Below are 22,645 nucleotides of genomic sequence, written 5' to 3' on the forward strand. Positions count from 1 at the left end.
AAATCGAAGATCGTTAGCATCAGAAAGGGACTAATAGAGCCTGTAGATAGCTCCTACATGAAGAAACATGGTCACATGGCGATCAAAAAGGAACGGGAAAATATCATGAAGGCGATTTATCCAATCGTGTGTGCTCTTGCCGTGACCGGAGCAGGGCAAGCCATGGCAGCACCAACGCTGGAACAGGCTGTTCATTCCCCCACGCGGGATACCCGCTTCGTTGCGCGTGATCCGATCCGGCACCCTTTGGAAGAATTGCAGTTTTTTGGCTTGCGTCCGGATGCCAGTGTTGTCGAAATCTGGCCGGGTGGGGGCTACTGGACGCAGATCCTTGGTCCCTATCTACGGGGCAAAGGCGTTTATACTCTGGCTCTTGGTCCTGAAGATGGCGCGGGTTCAGCCTTCAGCAAGATGGTGGCAGTTCATCCCGAACTTAAGGAAACGTTCAGGACAACACAGTTTGACGGCGACCATCTCGATTTTGCTGCGCCTGACAGTGTCGACTTCGTTCTGACTTTTCGTAACCTGCATAACTGGATGGAAGCCGGTAATGCACCGCAGATGCTTGCGGCCATCCATCGGGCTTTGAAACCGGGTGGGATATTCGGTGTTGAAGACCATCGTGGCCACACAAATGCCCCGCAGGATCCGCATGCTCAGGATGGGTATGTCCGGCAGTCTTACGCGATTTCTCTCATTGAAAAAGCAGGCTTCAAGCTTGTTGATTCATCGGAAATCAATGCCAATCCGCGTGATACGGCCAACTGGCCGAAGGGTGTTTGGACACTGCCTCCGACCTTTGCCCTGGGGGATAAGGATCACGCCAAATATGCGGCAATCGGGGAGGGCGATAACTTCGTCCTCAAATTCCAGAAAATCGATCGTTAAAAATCCGGAGACTATCCATGAGCAGTAACATTGCGAAGAAGATCGTTGTCATAACAGGTGCCAGCAGTGGGCTGGGGGCTGAAGCTGCACGACATCTGGCAGCCCAGGGTGCGATCGTCGTTCTGGGAGCGCGGCGCGAAGACCGGATCAAGACGCTTGCTGAAGATATTGCCGCCAAAGGTGGCAAGGCTTTGGCGATTGAAACGGATGTGACGGATCGTAATTCGGTTCAGAGCCTCGTTGATACGGCGGTCAAGACTTATGGCCGGATTGACGTGCTGCTCAACAATGCGGGTGTCATGCCTCTGTCGCCACTTGAAAACCTGCGTGTTGATGAGTGGGATCTGATGATCGACGTCAATATCAAGGGTGTTTTGTATGGTATTGCAGCCGCCCTTCCGCACATGAAAGCGCAGAAAAGCGGTCAGATCATCAACGTGTCTTCCGTTGCAGGGCATCGCGTTCTGGAAAACAGTGCTGTTTATTCCGCTACAAAATTCGCTGTTCGTGCGCTTTCTGAGGGATTGCGCGCCGAAGTGAAGCCATACAACCTGCGCACGACTATCATTTCACCGGGGGCGGTTGAGTCGGAACTCCTTAATAGCGTTCATGATGAGGCGACCGCGGAACAACTCAGGAATTTTGTACCTGGTATTGCGATCGGTGCTGACTCGTTTGCCCGGTGCGTGGCTTTTGCGATCAGCCAGCCGGAAGAGGTGGATATCAACGAAATCCTTTTCCGTCCCACAAAGCAACAGATATAAGATAGCGCTGACAGGCGTGTTACACTTGAGATGGGCCGTGTCCTGAAAAGGACGCGGCCTTTTTTATAAGTTTGAGAAAACTACCAATAGGCAAGTCTTTCAGAGAGCAAAGCCTCAAGCCCAATGGAACTGTCATTCATGAATATTATTCATGACTATGCGCGTTTTATAGGGGCTAGTCTGGATGCCCGACGTTCCCTACATTCTTTTAAGAACTCTGCCAGTCAGCATAATAAAATTTCACAGGCATGAAAATAAGAGTGCAGATGAAGGCGATCTGCTGACGTTGCTTGTCGTTTTTCGAAATACCTGTGCTGATGAATATTCGTAATGCCGAGGTGTAATGGATACTCTTTCTCAAACATCATCTGAAGCGAATAAGGACTCTGACAGGCAGGCTGGGTCTTGGGGCGCTGTGCTCGCCATGTCTCTTGGCGCCTTCGCGCTTGTCGCATCGGAGTTTATGCCTGTCAGTCTTTTAACGCCTATTGCGGCTGACCTTCATATCAGTGAAGGGCAAGCGGGTCAGGCCATCTCGGTCTCGGGCGCTTTTGCGGTTTTCACCAGCCTTTTTATTTCTTCATTGGCAAAAGGGATCAATCGCAAAACACTACTGTTAGTTCTTATCGCGATGATGATCGTTTCAGGAACAGTTGTTTCTCTGGCACCTAATTACGTCCTTTTCATGCTCGGACGGGCGATGATCGGTGTTGTGATCGGTGGTTTCTGGTCAATGTCTGCCGCAACGGCGATGCGTCTTGTCGAAGATCACCATGTTCCACGTGCGCTTGCGATCCTAAATGGTGGCAATGCTCTTGCTACAGTTATTGCGGCACCTGCTGGCAGCTTTCTTGGTGGTTTGATAGGTTGGCGTGGTGCGTTTTTCTGCGTGGTGCCGGTGGCTGTGATTGTTTTCGTCTGGCAGCTTATCAGCCTTCCATCCATGCCCAGTGAACGTCATCAACAGTCAGCAAGTGTGTTCGCCCTGCTGGCGCGGCCAATTGTAAGAATGGGGATGATTGCAGTCAGCCTCTTTTTTATGGGGCAGTTCACGCTCTTTACCTATGTCAGGCCGTTCCTTGAAGATGTGGCGCATGTCGAGGTGTCTACGCTATCCTTGATCCTGTTGCTGATGGGAATTTCCGGCTTTATTGGCACTGTGCTGATTGGCGTTATGCTGAAGAAAAGTGTCTATCCGGTTTTGATTGCTATTCCTCTGCTGATGGCGTTTCTGGCATTTGGCCTCCTTATGTTGGGAAAATGGATTGTTGTCTCTGCCATAATACTGACTGTGTGGGGCCTGTTCGCGACATCCGCTCCTGTTGGTTGGTGGACTTGGTTGGCCCGGATGCTTCCCCGGGATGCTGAAGCAGGGGGCGGCCTGATGGTTGCCGTTGTCCAGCTTGCCATAACGCTGGGAGCGACTTCTGGCGGTATTCTTTTTGACAGGATTGGGTATCAGGCGACCTTTGCTGCCAGCGCGCTTGTACTTGTGCTCGCAGCTCTGTCGGCTTTGTTGACGATGCGGCAGGGCCGCTACCAATAATTTTTGAGGGCATTCAAGTTTGGAAATTGGCTAAGGCCAACGCTTTCGAACTACGTGCAGGAACACTTATCATGGATATCAAGCGCATTGGATCACAACCCTCAGTAAAGGGGCCTGCCGATTGGTTTACCGGGACGGTTCGCATCGATCCCCTGTTTAATCCACCCGAACCCGCGCAGGTGACGACGGCACTCGTCACGTTTGAGCCAGGCGCTCGAACCGCGTGGCACACCCATCCGCTCGGGCAGACCCTGATCGTTACGGCTGGATGTGGCTGGGTGCAGCGCGAAGGCAGTCGTGTCGAGGAAATCCGTGCCGGCGATACGATCTGGTTTGCGCCTGGTGAGAAGCATTGGCATGGAGCGACAGCGACTACAGCGATGAGCCATATTGCCATTCAGGAAAAGCAGAACGGTTCTCCAGTCGATTGGCTCGAACATGTTTCTGACGACGAGTACAGCAACTGAGTAGTTAGCAACGGGTGGATTCACCATTTAGTCGCCGCATGTTTGTCCCGGGTTGTCAGCTTGCTACTCGTCGTTAGGTGAACGTTGCGGCTCCCCGCCTCGATACCTTCCACATGAGCTTGTTTCCTTGTGATTTTTTGGTGAACTCCTGACGTATGCGTTAAGAGTAAGCCCGGTAGCTGAGTTTTTTGGATCGTGTATAAAGCCGATCTATGAATTATTTTCATGACCGTAAGATATTTTTTCTGGATTATTCTCTGAGTGGGAAAGATCTATATTGGGAACTAGCAGGAATGTTTTTTCTTTGACTAAAGAATTCCAGCCAATGCCTGTCAATGGAAGCAAAGCGAGTGTCGCTTCCATTGCTCACTGAAAACAGCAATCTGATCAATCGTGTCTGATAATGAGGGGCTGATGGAACTGACGATCAATGGTGTGCAGCACCACATCAATGCCGATCCGGATACCCCTCTGCTATGGGTGCTGCGTGACGACCTGAAAATGACCGGTACCAAATACGGGTGCGGCCTTGCGCAATGCGGTGCCTGCACGGTTCTTATCAATGGGAATGCAGTTCGCTCCTGCGTCACGCCAGTAGGGGAGTTGGGCGCCGCACAGATCACTACGATTGAAGAGATCGAGCAGGACGATATCGGCAAACGGGTAGTCGCTGCATGGATCAGGCATCAGGTTCCTCAATGCGGTTATTGCCAATCCGGACAGGTTATGGCGGCGACCTCGCTGCTCAAACAGACCCCGCATCCCACGGACGACGATATCAGGGCTGTCATGGTCAATCTTTGCCGCTGTGGAACCTATAACGCCATCAGCGCAGCGATCCACGACCTGGCAGGAGAGGCAGCAGAGGAAGGGGCGAAGCAGTGAGGAACGCTCTGTTCGATGCGATGGGGGAGGTTCCGGTCAATCTCTCTCGGCGTCGCTTTATGCTCTCTTCGGCTGGTGTCGCGGCAGGAGCCTTCGTTCTCGGAATTGCTGTACCCCAACGGACTGCGCGGGCAGATGCGACGAAGCTGCGGGGCACCAAGGTTCCGGCATTTCTGGAAATACGACCCGACAGTACGGTGCGGCTTCAGAGCCCCTTTGTGGAAGGAGGGCAGGGTACATTCACGGCTATGGCCCAGATCGTCGGTGAGGAACTGGATGCTGACCCGGCGACCTTCGTCGTCGAGAACGCTCCTCCCGGCGACGAGTATGTTGTCATGGACAACGGTATGCGCATTACCGGCGGCAGCATGTCTATCCGGAATGGTTATCCTGCGATGCGTCGGCTCGGGGCATTGGCCCGCGAGATGCTGCTACAGGCGGCCGCTCGGCAGTTTGACGTACCTGTAGAGGAGCTGACGACGCAGCCTGGCCGGGTGATTCATAAGCCGTCCGAACGCTCGATCGCCTATGGGGATCTGGCTCACGCAGCAATGAGCTTGCCGGTGCCAGATCCCGCCACTGTCAGGCTCAAGGAGCCGGGACAGTTTCGCTGGATCGGTGCGCCGGTCCCGCGTGTGGACGTGCATGACAAATCGACGGGCAAGGTGGTCTATACGGTCGATGTCAGCGTGGATGATATGCTTCATGCGGCCGTTCAGCATGCGCCCCGGCTTGGTATGATCATCCAGACAGTACGCAACGAAGATCAGGTCCGGGCGATGAAGGGTGTGCATTCCATACATCGTCTCCCGGGCGTATTTGCGGTGGTGGCCGAACGCTGGTGGGACGCAAAGCGGGCGGCCGAAGCAGCGCTGATCGACTGGCAGGAGCCTGGAGCGGACACGACGATGCGGGTCATGCCCGCCGACTTTTCGACGGAAGCTTTCCGGAAGGATCTGGCTGATGCACGCGGTTCCGGTGAGGATGCGGAAACCAGAGGCGATGTGACCCGTGGGCTGAAAAATGCTCATACGGTCGTGGAAGCGACTTATTCAAGCCAGTATGTGAATCACGCACAACTTGAGCCGCCCTCCGCGCTGGCCCGCTTCAGCCCGGACAGTACGCTGGAGGTCTGGGTGCCCAATCAGGCACCGGACATGTTCCGTGCGGACATAGCCAAACGCACGGGTCTCCCCGTTGAAAAGGTTGTCATTCATTCCCAAATGCTGGGCGGATTTTTTGGTCGTCATTTCCTCTACGAGACAGCCAGTCCCTACCCACAAGCGATTACGCTGGCAAAGGAGACCGGCCGTCCTATCAAGCTGATCTGGAGCCGTGAAGAAGAATTCTTGCGCGATACGCTGCGGCCAATGGCGGCAGTACGCTTTCGTGGCGGACTGGATGAGAACGGCATTCCCGTAGTTCTTGAGGCCGTCAGCGCGACTGAAGGCCCAACAGAAGGTCTCAACAACAAGCGCGGTGACAAGCTGGATGACAGTGCTCTCGAAGGGCTGACCGGAAAGTCGTATGACATCCCTGACCGACGGATTGCCCAGCATTTCATCAAAAGCCCTGTGATGCTCGGCTACTGGCGTTCCGTCGGCAACTCCATGAATGACTTTCTCTATGAAACTTTTTTGGACGAACTGGCGGACAAAGGAAATCAGGATCCATACGAACTGCGGTTACGTCTGCTGCGAGACAACAAGCGCCTCACGACTTTGCTCAAGGAGCTCGCAGACTTGTCCGGTGGCTGGAAGCGTGGTCCGTTTACGGCAGCGGATGGCTCACGTCGGGCGCGCGGGATCGGCATGGCGTCCCCTTTCGGGTCTGAAGCTGCGGCGATTGCGGAAGTGTCGCTCGAAAACGGGCGTGTCAGGGTGCACGAGGTCTGGGAAGCCATCGACCCTGGAAAGGTCGTGAACCCCGCGATTGTGGAAGCGCAGGTCAATGGAGCCATAGCTCTCGGACTGTCTCAGGTGCTTCTTGAAGAGACTGTTTACGAGAACGGTATGCCGCGCGCGCGGAACTATGATGGCTACCCAATTCTCGCTTTGAATCAGATGCCTCGTGTGCATGTGAAGATTGTCGAGAGTGGCGAGAAGATGGGCGGCGTCGGGGAGCCACCGCTGCCTGCCATCCCACCCGCAGTGGCGAACGCGGTTTCGACCCTGACCGGGCGGCGTATCCGAAGCATGCCGCTGTCACGTCATGACTTTGCAAGCTGAGACTTTGATCGTCGTCTGGCACGTCCCGCGTGCAGTAGAAAGAGTGCGGAACTGAACATGACTAACCGCCTGAAGAAAATTTTCGCAGTCGTGATCCCTGCGTCGGCTGTTCTGGCTGCGGGAACGGCATGGTTCGTGACCCGCCTCCCTGCGTCGTCCTTTGAGAAAACCGGTTCTCAGGGGGAGCCGTCGGCGCAGCTCGTGGCGCGAGGGGAGTATGTTTCCCGTCTGACGGATTGTGTGGCCTGTCACAGTGTGCCGGGTGGGGCAGCCTATACCGGGGGCCTGAAGATGGTGACGCCGATGGGCGCAATCTTCGCCACGAACATCACGCCTGATCGTGAGACGGGAATCGGTGCCTATACGCTGACGGATTTCGACAAAACCGGAAAAGCACGATCCCCTGGCCGCTGAACATGCGCTGGCCTCTGGCTTTCTGGAATGTGGTTTTTGCACCGTCAGACGTTTATCGCCCGGACGCCTCCAAAGATGCCCAATGGAACCGGGGGGCCTATCTTGTTGAAGGGGCGGGGCACTGCGGGGCCTGTCATACACCGCGAAGTCTGGCCTTCAACGAAAAGGGGACAGACAGTCATAGTGCGGCCTTTGTCTCCGGGGCTCTGATCGATGGCTGGTTTGCGCCCAGCCTGCGCAACGATGCCAACACGGGTCTGGGTCGGTGGAGCGAGGACGATGTCTTCCGTTTTCTCAAGACCGGCCGGAACGACCATGTCGTCGTGTTCGGCTCCATGACAGAGGCTTTCAACAACTCGACACAGTTTTTCTCGGATGATGATCTGCGGGCTGTGGCACACTATCTCAAGTCTCTGCCAGGCGATCAGCAAGGAGACGGAGCGCCGTGGCAGTATGAGCCGACACAGGCTGCGTCTCTCCAACCCGCAGCACGACAGAGCATCCCGGGTGCGCAGACCTACATGGCGAAGTGCAGCTTCTGTCATGGGGCGGATGGGCGCGGGCAGGGGCAATGGGTGCCGCCGTTGGCAGGAGCAGCTTCGTCTCTGGTGCCGGACAGTTCCTCCTCCATCAACGTCACACTTAACGGATCTGGCCGTGTCGTTGCGGCCGGAGTGCCGGATTCCTATCGGATGCCGTCATATCGCGCGCAGCTTTCCGATGGGGAAATTGCGGACGTGCTGACCTTTGTCCGCTCGTCATGGGGAAACCGGCAGCCTCCCGTGACGAGGGGGGATGTCAAAAAACTAAGGAAGCAGACCGTTTCAGCCAGCAGCAGCCCGGTTATTTTGAAAACTCATTGATTCATATGGTCTCTCGCCGATCAACGTATCTGCGAGAAGAAATTTTATGAATTGATAGATTTTTCGATTAATGAAACTCAAAAATATCAGTAATGTACTGATGATTGTTCACATGAGAGATGATTTCGAAGGCATCAGTGTTTTCTTGGAGGTTGTCGAAGCTGGGGGGTTCGCCAAGGCTGCTGAACGCCTGTCGCTTTCACGCTCGGCTGTTGCAAAAACGATTGGACGTATTGAGGAAAGATTAGGGATAAAGCTTTTCCAGCGCACGACCCGTCGACACAACCTGACGGAAGAAGGCCATATTTATTACGAGAGATGTGTTCGTGCCCTTGAAGAGGTTCGAGCAGGTCAATCTGTGCTGGAGTTTGGACGGTTTAATGTCCGAGGTAAATTGAAAATAATCATGCCGACTTTGCTCGGTAGATATTGTGTGGAACCATTCCTGCTCGATCTGGCTAGCGAGTACGAAGAACTGGAGTTGGATCTCCGTTTTTCAGATTTAGAACAGAATCTTGTCGCCGAACGGTTTGACCTGGCTGTTCGTAACGGACTGGACCGCGAGCTACCTAGTTATCTGAATGTGCGCAAGATCGCTATTCAAAATAAAGTACTATGTGCGTCGCCTTCTTATTTGGCACGATGTGGTCCAATTTATACTCTGGAAGATATTCGACATCACGATGCTTTGGTTTATTGGAAAAATGAACAGCCATGCTTGTGGAATTTTTGCGATACCGGTGTCACGGAGTTCAAACTTCCCCCTAAATGGCGGCTGCAATTTGATAATCAGGAAGCAATGGCTGACGCCGCTCTTCGAGGCATGGGCGTTGCCTGCTTACCACGCTGGCTCATTCATAATCATCTCAAGGAAGGGCGACTTGTCCCACTTCTGGAGAAATTGCCTTTGGCATCTCAGGATATTTATGCGATCTGGCCGGAAACGAAGTTTATGTCGGCTCGCCTCAGTTTAACGATCGATATGTTGTCTGATCATTTGGGAAAAACAGTGAATTTTGATCGGTCATTAGCAAGCTAATCTCAGCCTGTGTTTGTGGTCAGTCATAGGAGCTTTTTTGTAGCGGTCGTTTCGCAGGATGCTCCAATTTTTCCGTCAGAGTCAGAGGATTGCGGGAATTTTCGTGACGGGTTGAGAGGGTGGGAGAGAGTCTCCCGTCCGCCCGTCATGGAGTTTTCGCCATGGCGACCGCTATTCCGAAAATTACGTTGAGTTCGTCCCGCGACATCCCGTTCAACCGGTTGGTGCTGTCCCAGTCCAACGTGCGGCGTGTGAAGTCCGGCCTGTCGATTGAGGAACTGGCCCGCGATATCGAGCGCCGCGGGCTGCTGCAGAGCCTGAACGTCCGCCCCGTTCTTGACGGCGAAGGAACCGAGACCGGTACCTATGAAGTCCCCGCTGGCGGACGACGCTTCCGTGCGCTCGAACTGCTGGTGAAGCAGAAGAAACTCGCGAAGACGGCACCCGTGCCGTGCGTGGTCCGCGAGGCCGGATCGGCCATTCTCGCCGAGGATGATTCCCTGGCCGAGAACGTCCAGCGCGTGGCCCTGCACCCGCTGGACCAGTTCCGCGCCTTCCGTGACATGCTGGAGAAGGGCATGTCCGAGGAGGAAATCGCCGCAGCGTTTTTCGTGGCGCCCACCGTGGTCAAACAGCGTTTGCGGCTGATGACCGTGTCCGACAAACTGCTGGATATCTACGAGCAGGATGGCATGAAGCTGGAACAGCTGATGGCCTTTTCCGTCAGCGATGACCATACCCGCCAGGAACAGGTCTGGGACATCGTGTCCCAGAGCCATAACCGTGAACCTTATGTCATCCGCCGCATGCTGACAGAAAAGACCGTGCGGGCCTCGGATCGCCGCGTACGCTTTGTCGGACTGGACGCCTATCTCGCGGCCGGTGGTCCTATCATGCGCGACCTGTTCGAAGCCGATGATGGTGGCTGGCTGCAGGATCCGGCTATTCTGGATCGGCTGGTCATGGAAAAACTGCATGCAGCCGCAGAGGATATCCGCGCCGAGGGCTGGAAATGGGTCGAGACGGCCCTGTCTTTCCCATGGGGCCACACACGGCAATTCGCGGAAATCGAGGGCACGGGAGTGCCGCTGTCCAATGAAGAAACGGCCCTTCTCGACGCTCTGCGTGCCGAGCAGGAAGCCATCGAGGCTGAATATGCCCAGGCCGATGAATACCCCGATGAGGTGGATGCACGGCTGGGCGAGATCGAACATGCCATCCTTGCCCTGGAAGAACGGCCTCTGGCGTTCGATCCCGCTGACATGGCGCGGGCCGGCGCGTTCGTCAGCCTTGCCAGCGATGGCACGCTGCAGGTGGAGCGGGGCTTCGTATTACCAGAGGACATGCCGGCCGACCCTGCTGAGATCGAGAATGCCGATGGTTCGGATGAATACGATCACCCCGCGTATGATGGGCGAGATGCACGTATTGCAGATGATGGCGGCGATGTGGGCGGGGAGGGCTACAGCATCTCTCCCGACGTTGAACCCGAAGAAGAAGACGGGATCAAGTCGCTGCCCGACCGGTTGCTCACCGAACTGACGGCTTGGCGCACGCTGGCCCTGCGGGATGCTTTCGCTGGCAACCCGCACATCGCCCTGACCGAACTGCTGCACACCTTGGTGCGCGATGTTTGCTGGCAGACGCCGGGCGCGGATTGCCTGGAAGCCTATGTCCGGGAAATTTCCCTGCCGGTCCATTCGCCCGACATGCCGGGCAGCGTGCCGGCCCATGCGCTGCGCCAGCGCAACGAGGGTTGGAAGCATGATCTGCCGGATGACGAGGATGCGCTGTGGCGCTGGATCGACGGCCTGGACGATGCCAGCCGCATGGCATTACTGGCCCATTGCCTCTCCTTCGGGGTCAATGCACTCTATGAGCGCATGCCCGCCTATGGCGCGGTGTCCCAGCGCAGCGTGACCGAGCGTCTGAAGCGGGCAGACCGACTGGCATCGGCCCTCAGCCTCGATCTGGTCGAGGCAGGCTGGCAACCCACGGTCGAGAACTATCTCGGCCGGGTGACCAAGGCCCGCATCCTGCAGGCTGTGCGCGAAGCACGCGGTGACGAGGCGGCCGAGCGCATTGCCCACCTGAAAAAGCCCGACATGGCGCGCGAGGCCGAGCGGCTGCTGGAAGGTTCGGGCTGGCTTCCCGAGGCGTTGCGCACGGCAGGAGGTGCAGAGCAGGTGCCGGTTGAAACGGCAACGGTGGACGAGGGTATGGAGGCCATCGCCGCCGAGTAGCCTTTATGAGGTCAGGAACTTTGAGACAGCGGCTTCCGGTGCCCGGAAGCCGCTTTTTTCATGTCTGGCGCCCCGGAAAGAGGGAGAGGTCGGCTTCGCCTTCTGTGCCGAATAACCGGCATAGAGGAGAGTTTTCCATGACCACGACCACCATCCTGCCCCCGGCGTCCCGTGGCGCCGCGTCCGGCGGCTTCCGGATCGATCCTTCGCGTGGGGAGCGTAGCGCCCGCGTATCGTCCGAATGGTTCTCGCGCCCCGATGACGAGCGGTATCTCTCGCTGTCAGATCTGCACGCTGCGACCCTGACGCGCGCGGATCGGGCCACGGCCCGCACGGTGGAAAGCCGCGCCATTCGCGTGGAGGCCGCGCGCGACAATGCCGAGCGCCTGACTTTGACCGTTCCGGGACAGCATGAGCCAATCGCACCGACCCACTGGTCCTTTGGCCAGATGTGCAGTCTGGCCGGTGCGCCGTCGTCCTATCTGCGCAATCTTCCCGCGCCACTGGCGGCGATCAACTTGCAGCACGGCCTGCTGTCGCACCGGGCCGAACTGGTCAAAACGCTGGAAACCGAAGACGGTCGGGTGGAACTGCGCGCCGTGACCGGCCCCGATTACGGCCGCATCTGGGATCATGAACTGGTCGGCGCGGTGCGCAAGATCGCCGGCGACGGCACAGGCGATACCAACTGGAAGGTGCCGGGCGTCATCGACTGGGCGACCATGACCCATAACCCCTATGTCGATATCACCAAGGAAACGACCACGCTGTATGCATCAGACAGGGACGTGTTTCTGTTTTTGGTCGACGATACCCACCCGATCGAGGCCGGACGCCTGCCCAACGGCGACCCCGATCTCTACTTCCGGGGGTTCTATGCCTGGAATTCAGAAGTCGGAAGTAAAAGTCTCGGTATTGCGTCGTTTTATCTGCGCCGAGTGTGTGAAAATAGAATGCTCTGGGGCATCGAAAATTTCGAACAGATCACGATCCGGCATAGCAAGTTCGCCGCCTCGCGTTTCGTGCATCAGGCGACACCGGCCCTGCGGAATTTTGCCGCGGCCAGCCCGGCCTCGTTCGTCTCCGGCATCCAGGCGTCACGCCGGGCGCTGGTGGCGAAGAATGACGAGGATCGTGAAACCTTCCTGCGTCGTCGCGGGTTCTCTAAACCGGAAACCACGAAGATCATCGAAACGGTCTTGCATGAGGAAGGGCGCAAGCCCGACAGCGTGTTCGATTTCGTGCAGGGGATCACGGCACTGGCACGGACGAAGACCAATCAGGACACACGGCTGGATCTGGAGGGCAGGGCACGCAAGCTGATGGAGAAGGTCGGATGAACGCGCCCATCATCAGAGGCCAGCGTGGTGGGGAAGGGGCGGCGGACAGGGTCCACCGCCTTTTGCCTGTCGGCAGGTCAGTCGTTCAGGCTGTCTTTCAGCGCCTTGGCTGGTGTGAAGGCCAGCTTGCGCGAGGCTGCGATCTGGATGGTCGCACCCGTGGCCGGGTTGCGGCCTTCGCGGGCGGCGACTTCTTTCACCTTGAACTTGCCGAAGTTCGGCAGGGTGATTTCATCACCGGCCTTGGCGGCAGTGGTCATCGCTTCGACCAGAGCGTCCAGCACCTTGCGGGTATCGGTCTTGCTCGTGTCGGTGGTGGTGGCGATATGATCGACCAGATCGGCAATCTTCATGGGACTATCCTTCGTTATCTGTCGGGCCGAAACCCGCTGCTCCTGCCGTTACGGGGGAATTATGGCGTCTTCAAGCCTGCAGGGAGGGTGCAATGACAGACATGCCGCCATGGGATGCCGCCGATCTGGCCCGCAGGCTGGCGGAGAACGCAGAAGCGGTGTGCCGTCATTACCTCTCGGCCGGGCGACGGCATGGCAATTACTGGCTGGTCGGCGATGTCCACAACACGCCGGGACGGTCGCTCTATGTCCGTCTGCATGGGGGACCGGATGGACGTGGCCGTGCGGGAAAATGGACGGATGGCGCGACAGGGCAGCATGGCGATCTGCTCGACATCATCCGCGAAAACCTCGGGCTGCTGGATTTTCGTGATGTCGCCGACGAGGCCCGGCGCTTTCTCTGCCTGCCGCAACCGGCACCGCGACCGGCTTCTGATCGCAGTAGTTCCCATGCGTTTGGCCACGATGCTACCCCACAGGCGTCAGGGACCGCTGATGCCGCACGACGGCTCTGGGCGATGTCACGCCCGATGGCCGGTACGCTGGCGGAAATTTGGCTGTGCCATCGTGACCTCAGCCGCCTGAGAGACCTGCCATCGCTGCGTTTCCACCCTGACTGCTATTATCGCGCCGATGCTGACAGCCCGACCGAGACTTGGCCCGCTCTGATCGCTGCCGTGACCGACCTCGACGGCAGCATTACCGGCGTGCATCGCACCTGGCTGGCACGGGACGGAAAGGACAAGGCACCCGTCGAAATGCCCCGTCGGGCGATGGGCGACCTGCTCGGCCATGCCGTGCGTTTTGGCGCAGCCTCTGATGTTCTGGCGGCAGGCGAGGGATAGTGTTGAAAAACTCATGGTGAAGAGTGGAAGTGTTGCCAAGCCACTTCGACATAAGTGCAACTTTCTTGCCTCAGGTGGATAAGGCAGGCGCTCCGGGAGGTATCAGTTTCGCCATTTTGCGGAGATTTTGGGCAGCTGCGGCGAGATGGAACTCATCACGGGCACCGTTTGGTCCTCTGAGCCTCAACCGATCGATCTTCAAAATGCGCTTGAGGTGAGCAAACAGCATTTCGACCTTCTTTCGTTCTCGTCTGGAGATAATATAGGCGTCGGTTAAAGCAATGTCGCGGGCCATATCACGAGCGCCTTCATGAATAGAGCGCAGAACCTTACGATTGGGCTGATTGGGGCAGCATTTTGGTTTGAGAGTGCATACGTCGCACGCCAGTTTCGACGAACGGTATCGAAGTAGGTTGTCGGGAGGGGCATTTGGTTGATCCGAGTTGATCTTGCGCCACTGCTGCTTCAGTTGCTGTCCTCCAGGACAGACGTAAAGATCGTGCACGTGGTCATATGTGAAATCTCGGCGTTCGAAAGTCCCGTCCTGTCGAGCAGATTTGTCGAAGACCGGAATGTGAGGTTCTATGCCACGCTCATGAACCAGCCACGCAAGATTTTCAGCGGATCCATAAGCTGTATCCGCAGCAAGCCTTTCGGGCCATATTCCAAATGTTTCCTGCGTACGCTCTATCATTCTGCGTTGCGCCGTAACCTCGGCCTGCCGGATGGCTGTCGTGGTTTCTACATCCATGATGACAGCCGATTTAAGGTCGATGAGGTAATTTGTGCAGTAGGCATAATAAGCAAGGCCACCGCTTGCAGCGTTCCAACGTGCCGCAGGATCGACCGGAGAGATATATTTTGGTTGTACGGGCGTAGCAGACCCAAATGCAGCATCGTCCAGCACCGAGAAATACTCCCGCACAGCACGATGGGCTGCCTCGATTGGCAGCTTGTCTGGGCTCGGAACACTGCGCTGCCGATTAGCGTCGGCCTTGATCGTGCTGGCATCGACCGCAAAGCCTTCACCGCCCACCAGTCCCTTGGCGATGCACTGCCGGACGGTCATTTCGAACATTTGGCGAAGCAGATCACTCTCCCGGAAGCGTCCGTGCCGGTTTTTCGAGAATGTCGAATGATCAGGTACAGGGCCGTTGAGACCAAGGCCACAGAACCACCGGTAGGCCAGGTTAAGATGGACTTCTTCACATAGCCGTCGCTCGGACCGAATACCCATCACGTAGCCAACGATTAACATCCTGATGATCAGCTCGGGATCGATTGAAGGCCGCCCCGTGCCGCTGTAAAATGGGCGAAGATGCTCACGCAGGCCGTCCAGATCGACAAAGCGATCAATTGAACGCAAAAGGTGGCCAGCTGGCACATGATCTTCAAGACGGAACTCGTAGAACAGTGCCTCCTGTATTTTTGTTCGATCACCCATCATTTGCAGGGTCCTCCTGCGAAGAGTGAATCAGTGCTTCACTCTCAAAGCAAGCGCGACTTTTTCAACACTATCGAGGGGATCGAGACAGTGCTGTCGCTCCGCGAGGTCATGCCCGATCTGCCGCTGGCCGCCTGCCTGTCCTCGGCGCATCTCGCCGCCATGACGTTTCCGGCCACGCTGCGCCGCCTCTACGTGCTGCGCGATGACGATCCGGCCGGAGACCATGCGGTGACGACCCTGCAGACCCGGACGCAGGAGGCCGGGATCGAGTGCCTTGTGCTGTCACCGCGTCTGGCGGATTTCAACGATGATCTGCGCTATCTCGGGCGTGGGGCGATGCGGGCGATCCTGCATCCCCAGCTTGCCCCGCAGGACGTGGTGCGGTTCCTGCATCCGGTCACGCACTGAGGCGGGCCGGGAAGAGGATGTGAGGTCCGTCTTCTTTCCGGTGTAGCGCGGGGCTGTCCTGTTTCCGGATGGGGCGCGTCCGCGGCCTTTCAGGAAGGGGAGCGGGCGTCAGCCAGACCGGGCCTGCAATGGCGGAGACGGTTATTTTCCGCCGCGCGTGCCGCGCTTTGCATCGCGAAGCAAAATAGCCGTCTCCCTGCCATCCTCCACTGCGTTCCGGCCGCGCGTTGCGCGGTTCCGGCCCGGCCTTCGTCTGCCGCTGTCCGCCCCCGGAAAGGCCGCGAGGGGCGCGGCCAGAACCGGAGGACAGACCCATGACCCGCCCACAGGACGATTTCGAACCCGCCCACGCCACCTCTTCCACCGCCCATGTGCTGGCGGAACTCCAGCTTTACGGCCACCGTCCGTTTGAGGACGAGCCGGACCCAAGGCCGCTGCCCGACGCCAGCCAGATCGAGGGCGCTGTCGCCGATATCTTCGACGCCCTGTCCGCCACTCTGACGGACACGCGGCTGGAACCCGATCTCGAACCGTTGCTCTGGTCCACGGTCAACGTCTTTCACCGCATGGTCGGGCAGGTAGAGCGTGATCTTGACCGCAACGAGCAGGCGCAGAAACGTAGCCAGCAGGAACAGGATGGCAGCGAGATCCGCTCGGTGGAACTGGAGCGCCTCATCGCCGAAGGGCTGACCCTGCTGGAGCGACGCAATGCCTACGAGATCTTCCGCGATCTCGCCTGTGACCAGTTCGAACGCCTGACCATGTCGCCCTGGCGGCCGCGTTCCGGCTCGCTGGTCAGCCGCAGCACCCTGACGGCGTCCATGATTGACAGCCGTGATTTCCTCAACGCCCGCAGGAAAGCTGAAACGGAGCTGCTCGTGCCTCCCGGACCCAAGGTCGCGGTGACAGGCGGGCTCGATTACGAGGACCATCTCCTGATCTGGAACCGTCTGGACAAGGTGCGCGAGAAGCATCCCGATATGGTGCTGCTGCACGGTGGGTCGCCCAAGGGTGCGGAATTCATCGCCTCCCGCTGGGCCGATCATCGCGAGGTCGCGCAGATCGCCTTCAAACCCGACTGGAATCGGCACGGCAAGGCCGCCCCGTTCCGGCGGAACGATGCCCTGCTGAAAGTCCTGCCCGTCGGCGTCATGGTCTTCCCGGGCTCGGGCATTCAGGACAATCTGGCCGACAAGGCCAAACAGATGGGTATTCCGGTCTGGAGGTTCCGCAGGGAAGCTGGCGCGTGAGCGCCGGCCGAACCTTCTGTGCCCGTTTTCAGGCCGCCAGTTCCGTCCCGGCGTTGGTGGTCTCTGCAATGGCATGACGCACAATCTGTGTGCCGCCATGGAGGCCCAGCCCTCCCATAATGAAGGCCACGATAATATCCGGCCATCCCGTGCCGGTGCCGAAGACTCCGAGTGCCGCCAGCAGAACCGCCAGATTGCCGATGGCGTCATTGCGCGAGCAGATCCAGACCGAACGCATGTTCGCATCTCCGCTGCGGAAACGGTACAGCATCAGGGCGACACCACCATTGGCCAACAGTGCCAGGGCGCCGATCAGGCCCATGGTGTCGGCATGCGGCAAAGTGCCTGACCAGGCATGCCACAGTGTGTTGCCCAGCACCCAGAGGGCGAAGGCAATCATCGTGGCGCCCTTGAGCAGGGCCGCCCGGCTGCGCCACGTCAGCGCTATGCCCGTGACGGTGAGGCTGATGGCGTAATTCGCGGTGTCTCCGAAGAAGTCGAGCGCATCTGCCTGCAGGGAGGCGGAGCCCGCCATGACGCCGGCGACAATCTCGGTCAGGAAAAACCCGCCATTGACGATCAGGGCGATCCAGAGCGCCCGGTGCCAGCGGCGGCCATCATGATTGGTCGAAGGAGGTGTGGAACTCGGGCAGCAGGAGTCATGACAGCAGGGCATGGCGACACTCTCGCAAATAACGACGAGCACCCCATATCCACCCTGTAGTCACTACAGGGTCAAGAGTTTCATGACGCGGACATATACGATTGGCGAACTTGGACGCCTTACGGAAACGAAGGTCGAGACCGTCCGGTATTATGAACGCATCGGATTGCTGCCGCATCCACCCCGGAGCAGTGGCAATTACCGCGTTTATGATCGCGCGCATCTGGGACGTCTGGGCTTTATCCGCCGGGCGCGTGAACTCGGTTTTTCTCTGGAACAGGTGCGGGAGTTGTTGGATCTGGCCGGGCAGGAAGCCCGGTCGTGTGAACAGGTGGACGAACTTGTCCAGGCTCATGTCACGGATATTGAGCGCAGAATTCAGGATCTGCAGACACTCCGACAGGAACTGACACAGCTTCTTGCGCAATGTCAGCATGGGAAGGTCGCCGAATGCCGGATCATCGAGGCGCTGCAGCCTCACGTGGACGGCCAGACGGCGGCGTAACGTCTGGCTCCCCATTGCCCGCGCTGCCGGTCGGAGCAAATGGGATTGACCGCGCCACGAAAGGCTCCGCCCGGAGAGATCGGGTGCGGGTTGTGACCTCTTTCCCCGGTCCGGCTGCGGGGACGATGGATGAGGGAGGCGATGGCTTCCTTCCTCACCAGTGAACAGGTCGAAACAGCCATGGCGAAGGAGGGATCGTCCAGCGGGCAACCGGCTGGCAGGCCTTCGTTGGAACGACGGGTCCAGAGGATGCGGCCCGAACCGTTCGCAGCAGGGACGCGGCAGTCGGGGGCTGGTGTCAGGCCGCAGCCCGCGCCACCAGCATGGAAGACGGTCGCACCGGGCGAGCGCGATATTCTTCTGTGCCGCACGTTCCCCACCTGACGGACCAGTCATGTCGGCATCTTATCTCCTGGGGGGCTGTCGGGTCCGCACACCATGGCCTCTGTTGAATGGCTGATCTAGCCGAAGACCGGCTGCGCCTCGATCGGCTGGCCGCAATGGCGTTCCAGAACTTTCTTCCCCTGACGGCTGCGCCGTCATTCCTCGCGAGACAAGAAAATTCCGGCCCTGCCGTCCCCCGCAAGGTGGCTCCCGCACTGGCAGCGGGATGTTCCGTAATCGCCCGTCCATCCTCACAAACACCGGGTACGGCCATGGTCATGTTTGACTGCTGTCGAGCGGGAAATCTGCCGCCCGGCGTGGTCAATCTGGTTGTGGGCACAACTGATGCGACCTACAGGCCGATTATGGCCACAAAAGTCGTGAGGAAGGTGTCGCTGACCGGCTCCACGCGCATCGGTCAGCAGATGATCCGTGATGCCGCTGACACAATGAAGAAAGTGTCAATGGAACTGGGCGGTAACGCACCGCTGATTGTTTATGATGATGCGGATTTGGACTTGGCCCTGAATACTGCGGCCCAGACAAAGTTTGGTAATACTGGCCAGGTTTGTGTGGCTCCGGACCGTTTTTATATCCATGACCGCTTACATGATGCGTTTGTGGACGGCTTTGTCAGGCGCGCAAAAGCAATCAGGCTAGGTGATGGATTGGATGAGAACGTCGGTATGGGGCCACTCATCAATGCGCACCGCCTGGCGGAAATGGAAGCCATTGTTGGCGATGCAGTAGCGGGTGGCGCGCAGGTGCGCACGGGCGGTCAACGCCCATCAGGGTTCAATAGTGGCTATTTCTATGAGCCAACGGTGTTGACCCATGTGGTTGATGATATGCGCGTGATGGCTGAAGAAAATTTTGGTCCCATTGCCGCCATTACCCGTTTTTCAAGTGATGACGAAGTTCTGACGCGAGCCAATGCATCGGATATGGGGCTTGCTGCCTACGCTTTTACCCGTTCGCCCACACGGGCACGCCGCACGATTGCGGAACTGAAGGCGGGGATGGTGGGTATCAATTCGGCTGCTCTGGCAGCGGCAGAGGCACCTTTTGGTGGCACCAATTTCTCCGGCATGGGCCGGGAAGGGGGAAGCGAAGGCATTCTGGATTATCTGGACGTAAAACTGGCACAGGTGGTGTTCTGACATGATTCCCAACCGTCTCAAACAACTCTGGGCCGAAGGGAAACCCACGCTGAATGGCTGGTGTTCTATCGGCAATCCTTTCACGGCTGAAATCATGGCGGCCCAAGGTTATGATTCAGTCACCATCGATGTGCAGCACGGTGCGCTGGATTATTCCAGTGCACTGCCCATGATGCAGGCCATGCGTGCATCTGGTGTGGTACCCATGGTTCGCGTGCCATGGATGGAACCGGGCATCATCATGAAAATGCTTGATGCTGGTGCCTATGGTGTCATCTGCCCGATGGTAAACACGGCGGCGCAGGCTGCCGAGTTTGTAAGTTACATGCGCTATCCCCCTTACGGGCAGCGCAGCTTTGGCCCCACGCGGGTCTCGTTTGCTGCGGGCAGCAATTATGCTGGCGGTGCAAATGACGAAATTCTTGCCTTCGCCATGATCGAAACACAGCAGGGCATGGACAATCTGACCGAAATTGCCGCAACGCCGGGCCTGGATGGCATTTATGTTGGCCCTGCGGACCTTACGTTCAGCCTGGCTGCGGGACGCTTGCCTCCGGGATTTGACCGTGAAGAACCGGAGATGATCGAAAGCCTGCATGAAATCCTAGCTGCCTGTCAGGACAGCGGCATTCGCGCAGCCTTGCATTGTGGCACACCGGAATATGCCGCACGTGCCATAAACTGGGGGTTTAACATGACCACCGTATCGGGAGATTCCCGGCTGCTTGCTGCGGCTGCCGGTGCCAGTGTCGCGCGGTTTCGCAAGCTGGTCAGCCACGATAGCGTGATGGCTGTAGAGGGAGGAGTGTACTGATGCCCCACATACTGGTTGCGGGGCACCTGCATTCAGCGGGTATTGCTCTGCTCGATCGCACGCCGAATGTAACTTATGATTACATCGAAGAAATATCAGAAGACAGTTACGCCCCATTCATAGCGGATGCCGATGCTCTGGTGCTGCGTACCCAGCCTCTTTCTGCTGCTACGGTAGCAAGGGCACGGAAGCTGAAAATCGTTTCCCGTCACGGCGTTGGGTATGATGCGGTCGATCTGCAGGCGCTGGATGTACGTGGCATCACGCTGTGTATTGCAGGTGACGTCAATTCCGTATCCGTGGCGGAACACGCCATGACGCTTATTCTTGCCTGTGCCAAGTATCTGGTCCGGGCAGATCAGGCTGTGCGGGATGGGCAGTGGCAGTGGCGCAACCGGCTTATGGCGGGAGAGGTCGGGGGCAGGCGGCTCCTGATACTCGGTTATGGCCGCACGGGCCGCCATCTTGCTACCATGGCAGCCGGATTTGGTATGGATATCCGGGCGTATGATCCGTTCCTTGCCGCCCAAGGCAAATGGCCAACTGGTGCGGTAGGCAGCGTCGAAACCCTGCATGACGGGTTGGAGTGGGCGGATATCATTTCCGTCAACGTACCCAAGGGCGATCGTCCACTTTTGGGTGCAACCGAACTACGGCATGTCAGACCGGGCGCCATTCTTGTCAATACCGCGCGCGGTGGCGTGGTGGATGAAGTGGCCCTGACCGAAGCCCTGTCCAGCGGGCGCATTGCGGCAGCAGGGCTGGATGTATTCGATCCTGAACCGCCGTCCACCCATAACCCGTTGCTGGATATGGATCAGGTCATCCTGACCCCTCATATCGCCGGGCTGACTGCACAGGCGGCCGAACGCATGGCTGTTTATTCCGTAAAGAATGTTCTGGATTTTTTTGCAGGGGCGCTTGATCCCGCCCTTATTGTGAACAGGGAGTTTGTCAGATGACCAAACGTAAACTGCGCATTGGCCTGATTGGCAGTGGCTTTATGGGCCGGACCCATGCCTTTGGCTATTCAACCGCGTCCCGTGTGTTTGATCTTCCGTTTCAGCTGGAACTGGCGTGTCTGGCTGATATTACTGATGAGGCAGCAGCGAAGGCGGCAGATGCTCTGGGGTTTGCCCGCTCCACCAGTGATTGGCGCGCCCTTGTCAACGATCCCGAAATCGACGTGGTCAATATCACGGCCCCTAATGCCTTTCATAAGGAAATGGCGCTGGCGGCGATTGCTGCGGGCAAGCATGTCTATTGTGAAAAACCCTTGGCACCGCTTGCTGCTGATGCTCGTGAAATGGCCGATGCGGCAGAGGCAAAAGGAGTAAAGACACAGGTCGGTTTCAATTACCTGTGTAACCCCATGCTCGCATTGGCACGCGATATGATCGTGGCGGGCGAACTGGGTGAAATCAGGGGATACCGTGGCCTGCATGCGGAAGATTACATGGCGGACGCCATGTCTCCCTTCACTTTCCGCCTTGATCCGGCGGGAGGCGGGGCGCTGGCTGATATTGGCAGTCATGCCCTTGCAACTGCTGAGTTCCTGATGGGGCCAGCCGCAGGCCCGATTACACAGGTGATGGGGGACTGCGTGACGGTTATCAAGACGCGGCCGGATGGCAAGGGTGGTACGCGTGCAGTTCAGGTGGATGATATCGGGCGCGCCCTCCTGCGCTTTGAGAATGGGGCGACGGGATCAGTTGAGGGGAACTGGATTGCCACCGGTCGCACCATGCAGCATGACTTTGAGGTCTATGGCACGAAGGGCGCACTTGCCTTCACCCAGCAGAGATTTAACGAACTGCATTTTTTCTCCACCAGCGATGCGCGGGGCCGCAAGGGCTTCCGCCGCATTGAAGCGGGGCCGGAGCATGCGCCCTATGGTCTGTTCTGCGTGGCGCCGGGTCACCAGTTGGGTTTCAATGACCTCAAGGCGATAGAAGTGGCAAGGTATCTGGAAGCATTGGCCGGTCATCAGCCTGAACCATTCAATTTTCGCGCGGGCTTGCGCATCCAGACACTGGTCGAGACCATTCACGCGTCAAGCCGGTCCGCTGCCTGGCGGGAAGTGCCGACGGACAAGGTACAGCATCAGGAAGAATATCGGCAGCACGAAAAGGCATAAT

At 57.9% G+C, this 22,645-nt stretch carries 22 protein-coding genes and 2 pseudogenes; 19 read left to right on the plus strand and 5 right to left on the minus strand.

Annotation, left to right across the window (positions count from 1 at the left end; all coding sequences use genetic code 11):
- Nucleotides 1-75 precede the first annotated feature (75 nt).
- The 11 genes from ASN_RS15965 to ASN_RS16010 all read left to right on the plus strand — a co-directional run bounded on the left by ASN_RS15965 (nucleotide 76) and on the right by ASN_RS16010 (nucleotide 12,677).
- On the plus strand, nucleotides 76-888 hold the full coding sequence (locus tag ASN_RS15965; protein WP_231948271.1) for a class I SAM-dependent methyltransferase: 813 nt from the start codon (nucleotides 76-78) through the stop codon (nucleotides 886-888).
- A gap of 17 nt (nucleotides 889-905) precedes the next feature.
- Nucleotides 906-1,652: an SDR family oxidoreductase gene (locus ASN_RS15970; RefSeq protein ID WP_025829352.1), complete on the plus strand. Its 747-nt coding sequence runs from the start codon at nucleotides 906-908 to the stop codon at nucleotides 1,650-1,652.
- A 424-nt stretch (nucleotides 1,653-2,076) separates the two neighbouring features.
- Nucleotides 2,077-3,198 carry an MFS transporter gene (locus ASN_RS15975; protein ID WP_197603303.1) on the plus strand — a complete coding sequence of 374 codons (1,122 nt, stop codon included), beginning with the start codon at nucleotides 2,077-2,079 and terminating at the stop codon, nucleotides 3,196-3,198.
- Between the two features lie 71 nt (nucleotides 3,199-3,269).
- On the plus strand, nucleotides 3,270-3,665 hold the full coding sequence (locus ASN_RS15980; RefSeq protein ID WP_025829351.1) for a (R)-mandelonitrile lyase: 396 nt from the start codon (nucleotides 3,270-3,272) through the stop codon (nucleotides 3,663-3,665).
- A 411-nt stretch (nucleotides 3,666-4,076) separates the two neighbouring features.
- Nucleotides 4,077-4,550, plus strand: coding sequence for a (2Fe-2S)-binding protein (locus ASN_RS15985; protein WP_197603378.1), 474 nt, complete (start codon nucleotides 4,077-4,079; stop codon nucleotides 4,548-4,550).
- Nucleotides 4,547-6,778, plus strand: a complete 2,232-nt coding sequence (locus tag ASN_RS15990) for a xanthine dehydrogenase family protein molybdopterin-binding subunit (RefSeq protein WP_197603304.1) — start codon at nucleotides 4,547-4,549, stop codon at nucleotides 6,776-6,778. Before ASN_RS15985 ends, ASN_RS15990 begins: the two co-directional genes overlap by 4 nt.
- Nucleotides 6,779-6,835: 57 nt before the next feature.
- Complete coding sequence (locus ASN_RS20335) at nucleotides 6,836-7,192, plus strand: hypothetical protein (RefSeq protein ID WP_231948272.1); 357 nt, start codon at nucleotides 6,836-6,838, stop codon at nucleotides 7,190-7,192.
- A 2-nt stretch (nucleotides 7,193-7,194) separates the two neighbouring features.
- A complete protein-coding gene (locus tag ASN_RS15995; RefSeq protein WP_231948273.1) occupies nucleotides 7,195-8,055 on the plus strand; it encodes a c-type cytochrome in 861 nt (286 codons plus the stop codon).
- A 70-nt stretch (nucleotides 8,056-8,125) separates the two neighbouring features.
- Nucleotides 8,126-9,094, plus strand: a complete 969-nt coding sequence (locus tag ASN_RS16000) for a LysR family transcriptional regulator (protein ID WP_231948274.1) — start codon at nucleotides 8,126-8,128, stop codon at nucleotides 9,092-9,094.
- Nucleotides 9,095-9,255: 161 nt separating this feature from the next.
- Nucleotides 9,256-11,337, plus strand: a complete 2,082-nt coding sequence (locus ASN_RS16005) for a ParB/RepB/Spo0J family partition protein (RefSeq protein ID WP_058988789.1) — start codon at nucleotides 9,256-9,258, stop codon at nucleotides 11,335-11,337.
- Nucleotides 11,338-11,474: 137 nt separating this feature from the next.
- Nucleotides 11,475-12,677: a hypothetical protein gene (locus tag ASN_RS16010; protein ID WP_058988790.1), complete on the plus strand. Its 1,203-nt coding sequence runs from the start codon at nucleotides 11,475-11,477 to the stop codon at nucleotides 12,675-12,677.
- A 77-nt stretch (nucleotides 12,678-12,754) separates the two neighbouring features.
- Here the strand turns inward: ASN_RS16010 and ASN_RS16015 are convergent, their stop codons facing one another.
- Nucleotides 12,755-13,030 carry an HU family DNA-binding protein gene (locus ASN_RS16015; RefSeq protein ID WP_058988791.1) on the minus strand — a complete coding sequence of 92 codons (276 nt, stop codon included), beginning with the start codon at nucleotides 13,028-13,030 and terminating at the stop codon, nucleotides 12,755-12,757.
- Between the two features lie 92 nt (nucleotides 13,031-13,122).
- On the opposite strand from ASN_RS16015, the pseudogene ASN_RS16020 reads away from it, so the two are divergent.
- Nucleotides 13,123-13,872, plus strand: a pseudogene (locus ASN_RS16020) (DUF7146 domain-containing protein); the annotation flags it as partial.
- A gap of 73 nt (nucleotides 13,873-13,945) precedes the next feature.
- Here ASN_RS16020 and ASN_RS16025 read toward each other — a convergent pair.
- On the minus strand, nucleotides 13,946-15,322 hold the full coding sequence (locus ASN_RS16025) for an IS1182-like element ISGdi16 family transposase (RefSeq protein ID WP_058988792.1): 1,377 nt from the start codon (nucleotides 15,320-15,322) through the stop codon (nucleotides 13,946-13,948).
- A 72-nt stretch (nucleotides 15,323-15,394) separates the two neighbouring features.
- Between ASN_RS16025 and ASN_RS16030 the strand changes: the two are divergent.
- Nucleotides 15,395-15,730: pseudogene (locus ASN_RS16030) on the plus strand (toprim domain-containing protein); the annotation flags it as partial.
- On the opposite strand, the gene ASN_RS16035 reads toward ASN_RS16030, so the two are convergent.
- Nucleotides 15,720-16,046: a hypothetical protein gene (locus tag ASN_RS16035; protein ID WP_058988794.1), complete on the minus strand. Its 327-nt coding sequence runs from the start codon at nucleotides 16,044-16,046 to the stop codon at nucleotides 15,720-15,722. The pseudogene ASN_RS16030 and the gene ASN_RS16035 sit on opposite strands and share 11 nt — an antisense overlap.
- Between ASN_RS16035 and ASN_RS16040 the strand changes: the two genes are divergently transcribed.
- Nucleotides 16,045-16,980 (plus strand): DUF2493 domain-containing protein, encoded by a 936-nt coding sequence (locus ASN_RS16040; RefSeq protein ID WP_058988795.1) that lies wholly within the window; start codon nucleotides 16,045-16,047, stop codon nucleotides 16,978-16,980. The two genes, ASN_RS16035 and ASN_RS16040, sit on opposite strands and share 2 nt — an antisense overlap.
- A 28-nt stretch (nucleotides 16,981-17,008) precedes the next feature.
- Here ASN_RS16040 and ASN_RS16045 read toward each other — a convergent pair whose 3' ends face one another.
- Complete coding sequence (locus ASN_RS16045; RefSeq protein WP_099048322.1) at nucleotides 17,009-17,656, minus strand: cation transporter; 648 nt, start codon at nucleotides 17,654-17,656, stop codon at nucleotides 17,009-17,011.
- A gap of 70 nt (nucleotides 17,657-17,726) precedes the next feature.
- On the opposite strand from ASN_RS16045, the gene ASN_RS16050 reads away from it, so the two are divergent.
- Nucleotides 17,727-18,149, plus strand: coding sequence for a MerR family transcriptional regulator (locus ASN_RS16050; RefSeq protein WP_058988797.1), 423 nt, complete (start codon nucleotides 17,727-17,729; stop codon nucleotides 18,147-18,149).
- Here the strand turns inward: ASN_RS16050 and ASN_RS19760 are convergent.
- On the minus strand, nucleotides 18,122-18,520 hold the full coding sequence (locus ASN_RS19760; protein WP_157765203.1) for a hypothetical protein: 399 nt from the start codon (nucleotides 18,518-18,520) through the stop codon (nucleotides 18,122-18,124). The genes ASN_RS16050 and ASN_RS19760 overlap by 28 nt on opposite strands.
- 81 nt (nucleotides 18,521-18,601) lie before the next feature.
- On the opposite strand from ASN_RS19760, the gene ASN_RS16055 reads away from it, so the two are divergent.
- From ASN_RS16055 to ASN_RS16070, 4 genes are read left to right on the plus strand one after another with little or no spacing between them, the layout of a single operon-like run.
- Nucleotides 18,602-19,693, plus strand: coding sequence for an aldehyde dehydrogenase family protein (locus tag ASN_RS16055; RefSeq protein WP_231948275.1), 1,092 nt, complete (start codon nucleotides 18,602-18,604; stop codon nucleotides 19,691-19,693).
- A gap of 1 nt (nucleotide 19,694) precedes the next feature.
- The gene (locus ASN_RS16060; protein WP_058988798.1) at nucleotides 19,695-20,507 is read left to right on the plus strand and encodes an HpcH/HpaI aldolase family protein; all 813 of its coding nucleotides are present in this window, start codon (nucleotides 19,695-19,697) and stop codon (nucleotides 20,505-20,507) included.
- Entirely contained in the window at nucleotides 20,507-21,469 is a 963-nt protein-coding gene (locus tag ASN_RS16065) for a hydroxyacid dehydrogenase (RefSeq protein WP_058988799.1), read from the plus strand. The genes ASN_RS16060 and ASN_RS16065 overlap by 1 nt, the downstream gene beginning before the upstream one ends.
- On the plus strand, nucleotides 21,466-22,644 hold the full coding sequence (locus ASN_RS16070; protein ID WP_058988800.1) for a Gfo/Idh/MocA family protein: 1,179 nt from the start codon (nucleotides 21,466-21,468) through the stop codon (nucleotides 22,642-22,644). The genes ASN_RS16065 and ASN_RS16070 overlap by 4 nt, the downstream gene beginning before the upstream one ends.
- Nucleotide 22,645 lies beyond the last annotated feature (1 nt).

Origin of the sequence: Acetobacter senegalensis, assembly GCF_001499615.1 — a bacterium.
Taxonomy (GTDB): domain Bacteria; phylum Pseudomonadota; class Alphaproteobacteria; order Acetobacterales; family Acetobacteraceae; genus Acetobacter; species Acetobacter senegalensis.

What these genes read in the sequence shown, in the direction of transcription:
- ASN_RS15965 (WP_231948271.1), top strand. Translation starts at nt 76, where the DNA reads ATGGCGATCAAAAAGGAACGGGAAAATATCATGAAGGCGATTTATCCA.
- ASN_RS15970 (WP_025829352.1), top strand. Translation starts at nt 906, where the DNA reads ATGAGCAGTAACATTGCGAAGAAGATCGTTGTCATAACAGGTGCCAGC.
- ASN_RS15975 (WP_197603303.1), top strand. Translation starts at nt 2,077, where the DNA reads ATGTCTCTTGGCGCCTTCGCGCTTGTCGCATCGGAGTTTATGCCTGTC.
- ASN_RS15980 (WP_025829351.1), top strand. Translation starts at nt 3,270, where the DNA reads ATGGATATCAAGCGCATTGGATCACAACCCTCAGTAAAGGGGCCTGCC.
- ASN_RS20335 (WP_231948272.1), top strand. Translation starts at nt 6,836, where the DNA reads ATGACTAACCGCCTGAAGAAAATTTTCGCAGTCGTGATCCCTGCGTCG.
- ASN_RS15995 (WP_231948273.1), top strand. Translation starts at nt 7,195, where the DNA reads ATGCGCTGGCCTCTGGCTTTCTGGAATGTGGTTTTTGCACCGTCAGAC.
- ASN_RS16000 (WP_231948274.1), top strand. Translation starts at nt 8,126, where the DNA reads ATGAAACTCAAAAATATCAGTAATGTACTGATGATTGTTCACATGAGA.
- ASN_RS16005 (WP_058988789.1), top strand. Translation starts at nt 9,256, where the DNA reads ATGGCGACCGCTATTCCGAAAATTACGTTGAGTTCGTCCCGCGACATC.
- ASN_RS16010 (WP_058988790.1), top strand. Translation starts at nt 11,475, where the DNA reads ATGACCACGACCACCATCCTGCCCCCGGCGTCCCGTGGCGCCGCGTCC.
- ASN_RS16015 (WP_058988791.1), bottom strand. Translation starts at nt 13,030, where the DNA reads ATGAAGATTGCCGATCTGGTCGATCATATCGCCACCACCACCGACACG.
- ASN_RS16025 (WP_058988792.1), bottom strand. Translation starts at nt 15,322, where the DNA reads ATGATGGGTGATCGAACAAAAATACAGGAGGCACTGTTCTACGAGTTC.
- ASN_RS16040 (WP_058988795.1), top strand. Translation starts at nt 16,045, where the DNA reads ATGACCCGCCCACAGGACGATTTCGAACCCGCCCACGCCACCTCTTCC.
- ASN_RS16035 (WP_058988794.1), bottom strand. Translation starts at nt 16,046, where the DNA reads ATGGGTCTGTCCTCCGGTTCTGGCCGCGCCCCTCGCGGCCTTTCCGGG.
- ASN_RS16045 (WP_099048322.1), bottom strand. Translation starts at nt 17,656, where the DNA reads ATGCCCTGCTGTCATGACTCCTGCTGCCCGAGTTCCACACCTCCTTCG.
- ASN_RS16050 (WP_058988797.1), top strand. Translation starts at nt 17,727, where the DNA reads ATGACGCGGACATATACGATTGGCGAACTTGGACGCCTTACGGAAACG.
- ASN_RS16055 (WP_231948275.1), top strand. Translation starts at nt 18,602, where the DNA reads ATGGCTGATCTAGCCGAAGACCGGCTGCGCCTCGATCGGCTGGCCGCA.
- ASN_RS16060 (WP_058988798.1), top strand. Translation starts at nt 19,695, where the DNA reads ATGATTCCCAACCGTCTCAAACAACTCTGGGCCGAAGGGAAACCCACG.
- ASN_RS16065 (WP_058988799.1), top strand. Translation starts at nt 20,507, where the DNA reads ATGCCCCACATACTGGTTGCGGGGCACCTGCATTCAGCGGGTATTGCT.
- ASN_RS16070 (WP_058988800.1), top strand. Translation starts at nt 21,466, where the DNA reads ATGACCAAACGTAAACTGCGCATTGGCCTGATTGGCAGTGGCTTTATG.